The sequence below is a fragment of the Bacillus cereus group sp. MG16 genome (assembly GCF_040459875.1).
Classification (GTDB): domain Bacteria; phylum Bacillota; class Bacilli; order Bacillales; family Bacillaceae_G; genus Bacillus_A; species Bacillus_A paranthracis.
This window is the reverse complement of record NZ_JARVHE010000001.1, coordinates 4215864-4228136: the sequence shown is the minus strand read 5'-3', so window position 1 is coordinate 4228136 and position 12273 is coordinate 4215864. Positions and strand designations below refer to the sequence as shown.

The following is a 12273-nucleotide window of genomic DNA, read 5'->3' as shown; positions in this document are numbered from 1 at the left end:
CTTCAGGTGTTTTTTTATCTTGACTAAAAATAAATAAAATGTGTTACAATGATGGTAGAGTATATAGTATGAATTTTGCATAAAATAAAGAAGACAGAAGCCTGAGAAACTTCTGCCTTTGTAACCTAACTTGCTATTGTGGTGGTGAACCGCACCCAATTTGTTAGACATATAACTAACAAATTGGAGGTGCGGTTTTATTATGGCTAAAAAGTATACATTTGAATTAAAAAGAAATGCAGTTGAACATTATTTAAATACAAATGATTCCTTTAAAGTGACAGCTAGAAAATATAAGATCAGTTATTCTCTATTAAAAGAGTGGGTAGCACGTACTAGAGAACAAGGGGTAGAATCGTTAAATTCTAAATGTACAAGATACGATGTTCGTTTTAAAATGGATGTATTAAACTATATGAACAATACAGGAGCTTCGCCCCTACAAGCAGCCGCCATGTTCAATATTCCATCAGCTAGTACGGTTAGAAAATGGAAAAGGGTGTTAGAATCACAGGGGATAGATGCTCTTCGTAAGACAAGTAAGGGGTACTCCACTGTGAAGAAGAAAAAAGCTGTCGCACCTAAGAAAAAGCAAAATAGCAATTCTCAGAATGACTTACAAAAAGAAATTGAATACTTACGCATGGAAAATGCTTATTTAAAAAAGTTACACGCCTTAATTCAAGAGAAAGAAGCATCACAGAAAAAGACAAAGCGTACATAATATTTGAGTTAAGGCATGAATATAAAATTATAAATTTAATTAAAATAGCTGGAATTGCCCGTAGTACGTATTATTACTGGGTGAAACAAATGAATCGTGAAGATAAGTATAAAGATATTAAAGAAAACATCAAACAAATCTTTGATGAACATCAAGGGCGATATGGATACAGACGCATAACGCTAGAACTACGCAATAGAGGCTATACTATCAATCACAAAACTGTCCTTCGTTTAATGAATCAATTAGGGCTAAAATCATTGGTAAAAATAGCTAAATACCGCTCATATCGTGGAAAAGTTGGGAAGGTAGCACCCAATGTTTTGAAGCGTGATTTCAAGGCCTCTAAGCCTAATGAAAAGTGGGTTACAGACGTTACTGAAGTTCACCTGTTTGGTGAAAAACTCTACTTATCTCCTATTCTAGACTTGTTTAATGGTGAAATTATTTCTTATAATATTGAGAAACGTCCTACATTCCTTTTAGTTGAAAGAATGCTAGATAAAGCCTTAACGCGTTTGGATAAAGGGGATAACCCTATCCTTCATTCAGATCAAGGGTGGCACTATCAAATGGATAGATACCAATATATTTTAAGAGAAAATAATATAACTCAAAGTATGTCCCGTAAGGGAAATTGCTTGGATAATGCAGTCATTGAAAATTTCTTTGGCTTATTAAAATCTGAATTACTTTATCTTAAAGAATTTGAAAGTATGGAACACTTTAGGAAAGAACTAGAGAATTATATTTATTATTACAACCATAAAAGAATTAAAGCAAAATTAAAAGGATTGCCCCCTGTAAAATACAGAGTTCAATCCTTATTAGTTGCTTAAATATGTGTCTAACTTTTTGGGTCCAGTACAAAAAACTAAGCCCCCCTTATTACAAACCTAAAAAGCGCCTTGGGAGAGAGGCGCTCTTTAGGTGAATGTATTGTAACGACTATTCGGTTTATTATATGTAAGTTGCTGAGGAAGTGTTTTATAAAAAACGTTATTACCCTCTGTATTTTTTGTGAATTTATAAAACTTTTCCATACAGTGCGTCGTCTAATATATGGGAAGGAGGAAATGATGTGGATGAATTAACGATAGAAGCGTTTGAAATAGAAGATAAGGAACTCCTTATCGATGAAATTATGAACAAGTATGGGCAAGAAGTGCTGCAACTTGTGTATTCATATGTAAACAATAAAGAAGTTGCGGAGGATTTAACGCAAGATATATTTGTGAAATGTTATAAATCTCTTCATACATATAAAGGGAATTCGAACTTAAAAACATGGCTATGGAGAATTGCAATTAATCATTGTAAGGATTATTTAAAAAGTTGGTATAACAAAAAAGTTATTGTTACAGAAGATGACTTTACGTATATGGAGAGTCAAAAAGAAAGTGTGGAACAAACTGTCATTCAAAATGCGGAGGATCGTGAACTGGCTTCTGCAGTAATGAATTTACCGATCAAATATCGAGAATTCATTTATCTATTTTATTATGAAGAATTATCAATTAAAGAGATTGCGATTGTAATAGATGTGAAGGAAAACACGATAAAAACGAGGCTGAAAAAAGCAAAGGAGCTTTTGAAGAAAGGATTGGAGGAATAGTCAAATGAAAGATCGATTAAAAGGCTTGCGAAAATCAATGGAGAACACAACTTTTAAACATTTGAGTTTTTCTGATCAGCACCAGAAGCGGGTGCGTGAAAAAATCAATCAATCGTCCGAAAAAGAAGAAGACATCCTTTTAGCAGTGTTGCAACTTCTTATAAATGAAAAAACAGGTTATGAATTGATGCAGTTACTGCGCGGGAGAGGGATTCAAAAATTCGAAGGGGATGAAGGGTCTCTATACACGTTATTACATCGTCTAGAACAGAATCGCTTTATCCAATCTAGCTGGGATCATGCAGGAGCGAAATATTATCAATTAAATGATAAAGGAAACAAGATGCTGCGAAAGGCAGAGAAGAATGCTACGAAGGCACGATTTATATTAAAAGGATTAGTACAGGAGTGAGAAAAATTGAACAAAAAAGGGGAGCGTTTTTTAACAGAAGTTACGAACCATATTAAATCAAAAGAAGCGAAGGACTTAGTAGCAACTGAACTGAATTTTCACTTGAAACAGGCAAAGAATATGTGGATGGATAAAGGGTTAAGTGAGGAAGTTGCTGAAGATAAGGCTGTTGAACAAATGGGGAGTCCGATTAAACTGGGGCAGGAACTTAACAAACTTCATAAGCCAAAGGTTGATTGGTTTTTAATTGGTTTATTAGTGGCTGCGATGGGGTTAGGGTTTTTGCCGGTTATAGCTTTTGGATATATGAATGATTTACTAATGGATAAGGTGATATCTGTTGTTCTTGGTATTGCAACAGCGTTAGGGATGATGCTGATTAATTATCGGAAGTTAGAGAGATTAGGATGGTTGTTTTATACAATTGGTGTACTTATCTTGTTAATGCTATACTGCTTTCCGAATGCTGGGATGCTTGGAGAACCGATAATAAAAGTTGGTCCTATTGCAATTGACCGTTTAATGGCAGTGCCGTTCTTTTTTCTAGCTTGGGCTTCTTTTTTCAATAATAGTAGGATAAAAGTAATGCATCTTGTGGCTCTTTATTTATTTTCTTTGTATTTATTTTTAATTGGCGCAGCTTTTTCAGTGATTTTTATTTATATCACGATGGTATTCGTTATGCTTTGGTGGAGTAAGTTAGGGAAGAAAAAGGCATTAATTATTACAATTGTACCAATCTGTTTATTGATTATAGGGGCCTATTTTTCCTGGCATACAGTAAAAGGAGTTTATTTGGATAGATTTTTAGGGTATTTGAATCCAGAGCGTGATGCACAGGGCGCAGGATTTATGTATATACGTTTAAAGGAGGTAATGTCGTCAGCAGGTTGGTTTGGTACATACGGAGATGTAAAGTTCATCCCTAATCCAGATACTGATTTTGTATTTGCAAGTTTGACTTATTATTATGGATATGTGCTTGCACTGGTCCTTGTCTTAATTCTTTCTCTTTTTGTAGTACGGTTAATCTTCATATCTTATACAATAAATGACCGATATGGTAAATTGCTTCTCATTGGAGGCATGACTCTTTTCGTAGTACAATTCCTTTATAACGTCGGTATGATTTTAGGTTTATTACCGATTACTGCTATATCACTACCTTTTATTAGTTATGGATTAACACCAACTGTATTTCATGCGCTTGTAATGGGAATCGTACTAAGTGTATATCGACGTAAAGGCATTCCAGCGAGAAAATCAGCTTAAAAAACAAACCACCTAGTCCCTATATTTTTTAGGGTGTAGGTGGTTTTATTTACACACTTAACAAGTTTTTCCGTTCTCAACTTCTCCGCATGAATCTGGAATTTGCTTATCTTTTATTAATAGTAATAGAAGTTCAAAAAACTGTTCGCGTTGTTCTAATGTGAGGTTTTGTAAAATATCGTCTGCGACCTTGTCTTGGAACGCGAGCGCCTTTTCCATATTGGAGTGCGCGCGTTCAGTAAGTTGAATTAATGTAGCTCGGCGATCAGTTGGATCTGGTATACGAATTAGGAGCTTGTCTTGTTCGAGTGCATCGACAAAATCGGTAACTGTACGTGCTTTGACGCCTAATTTAGCAGCTAATGCGTTCATTCGAATGGGACCATTTTCAGAAACGGTGGATAGAACGCGTAGCCTTGGCCCTGTTAGATGATAAGGTGTGTCAAGGGCTGACAATTGAGATTGAAATTCTCTTTGAACATAGTTGGACGATTGCATTAAAATATGAATGATATCTATTGCAGCTGGATTATTTGATTTCATGAATGGGATGACCTCCTCATTATTTTGTAGTTCATTTTTGCACGTTTCATAAATATATTGTATATTATTAGTGAGTATCCTCTCTATATTACAAACAATTAGTGAGTGACCTCATTATATCGTATGCTCATAATGTGTAATAGCGGGATAATTACTATTATAACTGATGCGGGGATCTATAGAAAACGATAATAGAGCGAGGTGTATGTATAGAAGGAATTTCAAATCGTTTCAGCATTCAATAGCAATACCCTTAAAAAAACATATGTAACGGAGGATTGTACATGACTATTGTAGCATTAGTACTTCAATGTTTATTAATTTTTGCATTTTTCTTTTCAAGTGTGAGTAAAATTGCGGGAGCAAAAATGCAAGTAGAGGCTTTCGCTCATTTAGGTTTACCTCAATGGTTTAGAATTGCGACAGGTTGGATCGCTTTAGCAGGCGTGGTTGGACTAATTTTTGGTTTCTGGAATGAGATCGTATTAGTTTTAGCAGCATTATGGATTGCTTGTATTATGTTAGGAGCTGTATTGTCACATATGCGTGTTAAAGATTCAATTGGAAAAATAATACCGGCAGCAGTGCTTATGATTTTAGCACTAGTTCTTGCGGTCGTTCATTTTTCAGCAGTAACAGAACTTCTGTAAAGCAAATTGTAGATTTGATTGAATAGAGGTAGAAACTGAGCACGTACGATAAAAATGATATCCTCATTATAATAAAATAGTGAGGATATTCATTATGTTGATACTCATTTAAATTTGTATAGATTATGGGAAAGAGAAAAGGGGGGGTCTACAAGATGGTAGATCATTCATCACAAAATGCAGATAAATTGCTAGCAGTTTTAGTAGTTACGCTAATATTTTCGGTTATGAACGGTACGATGTTTAATGTAGCTCTTCCTGAAATCGGTAAAGAATTCAACCTTGTTCCTTCAGAGGTTAGTTGGATTATGACGAGTTATATGGTCGTTTATGCTGTTGGTTCCATCGTAATGGGAAAACTGGCGGATAAATATCGGTTAAAGGATTTGTTAACGTATGGACTACTTATTTTCGCTCTAGGTTCCTTGCTTGGTCTACTTGCTACTGAGTATTGGGTTATCATTTTGGGCCGTGTCATTCAGGCAGCGGGAGCTTCTGTTCTTCCTGCGACAGCAATGATTATTCCGGTTAGATACTTTGCGCCAGAGAAAAGGGGACGTGCGCTTGGAACTTCAGCAGTTGGTTTAGCGCTTGGGAATGCTTTAGGGCCCGTTGCCGCTGGATTAATTACGAGTTTTGGAAGCTGGAGACTCATGTTTGTTCTTTCATTACTACCGCTTCTAACGCTACCTTTCTTTAGAAAGTATTTAGACAATGCAAAAGGGAAGGCGGGTCGTATTGATATTCTTGGCGGAGGTCTATTAGCTGTATCGGTCGCGTTCTTCTTGTTTGCTATTACGCAAATGCAAGTGCTGTTATTCCTTGGTGGATTTGTTATGTTAGCGTTCTTCATTTTGCGGATTAGAAAAGCTACAGAGCCTTTTATTAAACCGACTTTGTTTAAAAATAAAAACTTTTCGATTGGGTTACTCCTTGCTTTTATGACGACAGCGATGAGCTTTAGCATGACATTCATGACGCCGCAATTTCTATCAGCAGTAAATGGATTGACTCCTTCGAATATTGGTTTTGTTTTAGTTCCAGCTGCAATTGCCTCGGCAATTATGGGAAGAAAGGGAGGAAGGGTAGCTGATACTCGGGGCAATTTTGCACTCGTTTTTATTGCCTCAGTATTCATATTCCTTGCTTTCTCATTATTATCTACTTTCATTGGGGTCTCGGCTTTTGTCATTGCATTGATTTTAATTTTCGGAAATGTAGGACAGACCTTTATGCAGATTTCAATGTCTAATACGATTTCACAAACACTGTCAAAGGAAGAGACAGGTGTGGGAATGGGATTACTGTCGATGATTAATTTCATATCTGGCGCGATGGCTATGAGTGTAGTAGGGAAATTGCTTGATAAGGGATCGACGTCACTAAAGCTAAATCCTTTTGTTGCAAATGAAGCTGCAAATATGTATAGTAATATCTTCGGCGTGATGTCATTATGGATCTTATTTGTAGTTGTGCTGTATCGTTTTCAATTTGGCATGAGCGTTTCTACGTTAAATATGACTAGCAAAGGTAGTAAAAACTTATAAAAGAAAATACAAGGAGGGTTTATGTATGAATGCTCAAACAGCACCTGTTTCTTCGCAGTCAAAGGAGTTTGACAATGTGAAAAGACTCCCCATTTTAATATCGATGATCATTGGGGCGTTTTTTACCATTTTGAATGAAACATTATTGAACGTTGCTTTTCCGCAATTGATGATTGAGTTGAATGTAACACCGTCAACTCTTCAATGGCTTTCAACAGGGTACATGCTTGTAGTTGCTGTACTAATTCCAGCTTCTGCTTTATTAGTACAATGGTTTACAACAAGACAAGTATTCATAGGTGCTATGGTAATCTTTACTTTCGGTACACTTGTAAGTGCGATTGCGCCTGGATTTTCTATACTATTAATGGGTCGCTTGTTACAAGCGGCAGGTACGGGATTAATAATGCCCGTATTAATGAATACGATTCTCCTTCTATATCCTCCTGAAAAGAGAGGAGCGGCAATGGGGAGTATTGGCCTTGTAATCATGTTTGCCCCTGCCATTGGGCCGACACTTTCAGGGCTCATTTTGGAAACATTGAATTGGAGATGGCTATTTTATTTCGTTCTTCCATTCGCGATTTTTTCTATTGTTTTTGCATTTATTTATTTGAAAAATGTCTCAGAGCCTACTAAACCCAAGGTGGATGTATTATCTATTCTTTTATCTACAATTGGATTTGGCGGAATTGTTTATGGATTTAGTAGCTCAGGTGAAGGTTGGGGTAGTTTCCAAGTATATGGCATAATCCTAATTGGTCTTGTAGCAATTCTATTCTTCGTATTGCGTCAATTGAAATTGAAAGAGCCATTACTAGATCTTAGTGCATTTAAGTATCCGATGTTTACGCTCACGACAATTTTATTGACAATCATGATGATGACGATGTTCTCGACAATGACGTTACTACCATTCCTATTCCAAGGTGCTTTAGGCTTAACTGTATACGCCACTGGTCTTATCATGCTTCCAGGTAGTCTATTGAATGGTCTGCTTTCGCCAGTTTCAGGGAAGCTCTTTGATAAATTTGGTCCAAGAGCGCTTATTATTCCTGGGACGATATTATTAGCAAGTGTGATGTGGTTCTTTACACAAGTAACGGCAGATACGTCTAAAATAACTTTCATCCTATTACATGTCACTATGATGGTATCCATTTCAATGATTATGATGCCGGCGCAAACGAACGGTTTGAACCAACTTCCGAAGCGATTTTATCCTCACGGAACAGCTATTTTGAATACTCTATCACAAGTAGCGGGTGCGGTAGGAGTTGCGTTCTTTATTAGCGTTATGACTTCCGGACAGAAGAAATATTTGGATGCATCTTCAAATCCGACTGACCCAGCTCAATTGACAGAAGCAATGGTTTCAGGCGTGCATAACGCATTTACAATTGGCTTTGGTTTGGCACTACTTGCAGTCGTTGTAGCTTTATTTATAAAACGTTCGCAGACTTTGGGAAATGAATAGAGGGATTCTGCTAATTCATTTTTTAACACTCTGAAACACATTGATAATTATCAATGTGTTTTTTGTTATATACAAAAAGAATTCACTATTACAACCAATTACGGCATACTAAAAGAACAACAAAAGTTACAGGGAGGACAAATAAATTGAGTAACCCCACTCGTTTACGTACACAAATTTTAATAACGAATACGTTCATGGAACTATTAAAAGAAAAACCATTCTCAGCTATTACAATTAATCATATTTGCGAAAAAGCAATGATACATAGAAGTACATTTTATCGTTATTACGTTGATAAGTATGAGCTCTTTAGTGCCACGGTAAATGTTGTCGCCATAGAGCTATTTGAACAAACGAAGCAAGGTTTGAATTTAGAACGTACATTTTTTGAAGAAGTAATTGATTATATAGATGTGAATCGCGCGTTGTTTTTTAACGTCACGAGTAAAAATAATAGCCGTGAATTATATGATAAGTTGATTCAACTTGGTGGGGAGGCTTTACATGAAAATGCAACGCAATATAACGACCCTCTTTCAAGACAAATTCGAAATTCAGATTATCCAAATGTGTTATGTGATTTTTACTGTAGTGGTTTTTTTGAGATTATAAAGAAATGGATTAATAATGAATATCCGTATTCAAAAGAAGAACTCATCCATATTGTTAATAATTTTCTCATAAATGAACCAAAATAAGTCATGTGTCTCATTTTGAGACATATATTCATTTTTATTCATCGTTTTCCCCTAAAGCCTATGATAAATTATTGAGCATAGCAAAGGAGGAAAGAAAAACATGAATAAGATTTTTGATAAGATTGGACACTTCATCATCAAGTACGCAAAGATGAATATTGCACTTATATTATGTTTAACGATATTTTTCGCATTTGGAATAACGAAACTTGAGATGAAGATGGGAAATGATGTATTTTTAAGTAATACATCTGATGTTTATAAAAATACAGAAACGTACCAAAAACATTTTGGTGGAGATGGTATATACGTATTGCTTAGTGGAGAGAGCGATAAGTTGATTTCACAAGAAACAAATAAAGCAATTGTAGAGTTCACTAAAAAAGCAGAAGGTATGAAAGATATTACAGGATCAACGCATTATGTAGGTTTATTAAATGAAATGTTGTCCGCTCCTTCTCCTTCTTTTTCAGCATTTGATACAGGGGCAACAGATGAGAAATTAGAAACAGCTTTGAAAAAATCTATTTCAAGCGAAAAAAGGAACGAAATTAATAATCGTGTAAAAAGTAGCTTAACGAATGAGCAACGTGAAAAAATGGGAGTATTTATTCAACAACAACTTGCAGCTGAACAAATGCAAGAAATACAAAAACAATTGATTGCGCTCGCTCATAATCCTACAGTTGATGAGCAAGAGAAAATAACAGCATCTGTTTTAACAGAAAAGCAAAATGATGAAGTTGCAAAGTATACGCAAAGCATATTAACAGAGCAGCAAAAAGATAATATGCAGCGGGATATGATGAAAGCCTTGCCGAATGTTCAACACATGAACAATGATTTACTTCATGAAATCGTCTTTTCAAATAAAGGAAAAGTACCAGACCAATTGAAACAACTCATTCCTGAGAATGGAAAACACGTTGTGATTCAGCTTCACACATCGAATAATACAGAGATGACGACTTACGTACGTATTAATAAAGAGTTAAACGAACTTATTAAAAATACGAACTTCAGTCAAGGGATAACAGTAAAAGTAGCTGGAATGCCTGCGATTTTAGGAGATATTCAAGAAGAGGTTATAACAACTTTAGGAATCATGCTCGGTTTAGCGGTTCTATTAATGATTGTTGTGCTATTCTTCGTATTCCCTGTAAGACGTCGCGTTATTTCATTAGCCTTTGTGCTAATCGGGTTAATATGGACATTTGGTTTCATGGGATGGGCCGGAATCCCAATTACACTCGCAACTATGGCGACATTACCGATTATTATTGGCCTTGGCACTGATTTCGGTGTTCAATTCCATAATAGATATGAAGAGGAATTTAAAACTAGTGGATTTAATGCGAAACTTGCAACATTACATGCTGTTCGTCATATTGGACCTGGCGTAGGGATTGCAGTTGTCATTATGAGTTTAAGCTTTCTGACGATGTATGTATCGAAAGCGCCGATGATGCAACAATTTGGATTAACGTTAGCGATTGGTGTATTATTCTGTTACGTTATTGAACTATTATTGATGTTCTCAACATTCTACTTATTAGATCGCAAAAAAGCAGCACCTCCATTAAAAAGTGATGCAGATAAAAATACAATGCTATCACGTTTCTTAAATCAATATGCTAATCTAGCTATGAAACTCGCAATTCCTATTTTAATCATTTCCGTTATTTTATCTGGTCTTGGATTTATGACAGAAAAGTCTATACCGACTGAAACAGACTTAACAAAAATGATTCCGCAAAATATGGAGACATTAAAAAATACGAAACAATTACAAAAGATAGTGGGCTCTACAACATATATTACGTATTTAGTAGAGGCAGAGGATGTCACAGAACCGAAAGTGATGTCTTGGATGCATAGTGAAAGTAAAAAGATTGAAAACGAATATAAAGATGTGAGTGATGTTATATCACTGCCTAAAGCTATGCTGCAAATCAATGGGAAAAGCGCATTACCAGAATCTATTGCACAAGTAGCAAATGAACTTGAAAACGTGCCAAATTCTCTGAAAGAAACGGTTATAAGTAAAAATAAAAAATATGCAACAGTTCAATTCCAAGTGAATCCAGATCTTTCTTCTGCTGAGCAATTGAAATTGATGCATAACATATCAAAGGACATGAAGCCGATCGATGGTGTGAAAATGAAGCCAGCGGGTGCGCAAGTTATGATGCTTTATGGTATTGATAACATCGGTGCAAATAGTGAGCTCATGATTGGGGCGGGGCTGCTCATTATTTTCCTATCCTTATTCCTTGTGTATCGCCGCGTAAAACATGCATTATATCCGTTAATACCAATTGTTTTAGTATTAGGTTTCTCGCCTGGTGCTTTAAAACTACTCGACATTTCATATAATCCACTAACAACAGCACTTAGCTGCCTTGTACTTGGAATTGGAACAGAGTTTACGATTCTTATTATGGAAAGATATCGTGAAGAAGAGGCGAAGGGACTGTCTCCCAAAGAAGCAATTCGTGTTTCTCTTTCGAAAGTGGGACAAGCTATTACCGCTTCAGGATTAACAGTAATTGTTGGGTTTTCAACGTTAATTTTTGTTAACTTCCCAGTCTTACGTGAATTTGGTATTACAACTGTTATTGATACGACACTTTCTTTATTCTGCGCTTTAACCATATTACCAGTCTTAATTGTGTTGTTTCAAAAACGTAAATAGATAGTAGAAGAGGGTTATGATAAATAACCCTCTTTTTATATTGTAATAAGTGAACTCGCTTTAATAGAAGTACATAGTTCAGAACGAGAGATTGATTCAGTTAATTGTTGTAAATAAGCATGTTCTGTCGTATTTTTTTCAGAAGTGTTTAGGATCCAATAAAGGTGAAGAAAGAAGTACATCAATCGTAAGTATGTCTGCATCATGAGAGACGATGTTATAACCTGCAAATACAGGTCGTTTTAAGTCTTTTACTTTTTGAATCATCTGATGGAATTTCGTAACACTTATATTGATTTGTGCGAATGGAAAGCATTTTTGGGTAGGATTCTCGATGGTCTTTCTAATTTTATAATCGTATACATAGTAGTACTTTTCTTGCTGCTTGAGTGTTTGCAACTCTTTCGTTAATAAGTGGTATTTGTCTGTAAGTCCAGTTGTAAGTGCATCGTGTTCTTCGCCAACTAATAATGTGAAAGGTCTTGGTGAGGAGATTGCAATGGTGCGGACGTTTAGGTCAGTAAAAGTGTGCTTAGATTGTAAAATGGTATGTAATTTTTCGGTAGGAAACTCACCGTCATAAATAGCAATAAAATAGTGGTTCATCTTTTCGCTCCTTAACTTTTTTCTAAACTGA

Annotated in this window: 10 protein-coding genes and 1 pseudogene; 9 read left to right on the top strand and 2 right to left on the bottom strand. The window is 35.7% G+C overall.

Translation table 11 applies throughout. The features are described from left to right. The first annotated feature begins 202 nt into the window (after positions 1-202). From QCI73_RS21965 to QCI73_RS21950, 4 genes are all read left to right on the top strand, one after another. Positions 203-1563, top strand: a protein-coding gene (locus tag QCI73_RS21965; protein ID WP_139339184.1) for an IS3 family transposase whose coding sequence is annotated in 2 segments (ribosomal slippage) — positions 203-659 and positions 659-1563 — 1362 coding nt in all. Because the reading frame shifts where the segments join, the coding sequence is not laid out codon by codon here. 242 nt (positions 1564-1805) lie between these two features. Further along, on the top strand, positions 1806-2339 hold the full coding sequence (locus tag QCI73_RS21960; RefSeq protein ID WP_353823729.1) for a sigma-70 family RNA polymerase sigma factor: 534 nt from the start codon (positions 1806-1808) through the stop codon (positions 2337-2339). A 4-nt stretch (positions 2340-2343) separates the two neighbouring features. Continuing rightward, positions 2344-2751, top strand: a complete 408-nt coding sequence (locus tag QCI73_RS21955; protein ID WP_353823728.1) for a PadR family transcriptional regulator — start codon at positions 2344-2346, stop codon at positions 2749-2751. Between the two features lie 6 nt (positions 2752-2757). Continuing rightward, positions 2758-4023, top strand: a complete 1266-nt coding sequence (locus QCI73_RS21950) for an FtsW/RodA/SpoVE family cell cycle protein (protein ID WP_353823727.1) — start codon at positions 2758-2760, stop codon at positions 4021-4023. Positions 4024-4080: 57 nt separating this feature from the next. Here the strand turns inward: QCI73_RS21950 and QCI73_RS21945 are convergent, their stop codons facing one another. Then, entirely contained in the window at positions 4081-4566 is a 486-nt protein-coding gene (locus tag QCI73_RS21945) for a MarR family winged helix-turn-helix transcriptional regulator (RefSeq protein ID WP_000841455.1), read from the bottom strand. Between the two features lie 284 nt (positions 4567-4850). Between QCI73_RS21945 and QCI73_RS21940 the strand changes: the two genes are divergently transcribed. From QCI73_RS21940 to QCI73_RS21920, 5 genes are all read left to right on the top strand, one after another. Then, positions 4851-5216 carry a DoxX family protein gene (locus QCI73_RS21940; protein WP_353823726.1) on the top strand — a complete coding sequence of 122 codons (366 nt, stop codon included), beginning with the start codon at positions 4851-4853 and terminating at the stop codon, positions 5214-5216. A 155-nt stretch (positions 5217-5371) separates the two neighbouring features. After that, on the top strand, positions 5372-6763 hold the full coding sequence (locus QCI73_RS21935) for an MFS transporter (RefSeq protein WP_353823725.1): 1392 nt from the start codon (positions 5372-5374) through the stop codon (positions 6761-6763). A gap of 25 nt (positions 6764-6788) precedes the next feature. Further along, positions 6789-8240, top strand: coding sequence for an MDR family MFS transporter (locus QCI73_RS21930; RefSeq protein WP_353823724.1), 1452 nt, complete (start codon positions 6789-6791; stop codon positions 8238-8240). A gap of 146 nt (positions 8241-8386) precedes the next feature. Then, entirely contained in the window at positions 8387-8941 is a 555-nt protein-coding gene (locus QCI73_RS21925) for a TetR/AcrR family transcriptional regulator C-terminal domain-containing protein (protein ID WP_101168291.1), read from the top strand. Between the two features lie 100 nt (positions 8942-9041). Next, positions 9042-11636: an efflux RND transporter permease subunit gene (locus tag QCI73_RS21920; protein ID WP_353823723.1), complete on the top strand. Its 2595-nt coding sequence runs from the start codon at positions 9042-9044 to the stop codon at positions 11634-11636. 35 nt (positions 11637-11671) lie between these two features. Here the strand turns inward: QCI73_RS21920 and QCI73_RS21915 are convergent. Next, positions 11672-12242 (bottom strand): annotated as a pseudogene (locus tag QCI73_RS21915) (hypothetical protein). Between the last annotated feature and the right edge of the window lie 31 nt (positions 12243-12273).

Coding starts and splice junctions, on each gene's coding strand:
- QCI73_RS21945 (WP_000841455.1), bottom strand. CDS start 4,566: ATGAAATCAAATAATCCAGCTGCAATAGATATCATTCATATTTTAATG.
- QCI73_RS21930 (WP_353823724.1), top strand. CDS start 6,789: ATGAATGCTCAAACAGCACCTGTTTCTTCGCAGTCAAAGGAGTTTGAC.
- QCI73_RS21935 (WP_353823725.1), top strand. CDS start 5,372: ATGGTAGATCATTCATCACAAAATGCAGATAAATTGCTAGCAGTTTTA.
- QCI73_RS21955 (WP_353823728.1), top strand. CDS start 2,344: ATGAAAGATCGATTAAAAGGCTTGCGAAAATCAATGGAGAACACAACT.
- QCI73_RS21940 (WP_353823726.1), top strand. CDS start 4,851: ATGACTATTGTAGCATTAGTACTTCAATGTTTATTAATTTTTGCATTT.
- QCI73_RS21920 (WP_353823723.1), top strand. CDS start 9,042: ATGAATAAGATTTTTGATAAGATTGGACACTTCATCATCAAGTACGCA.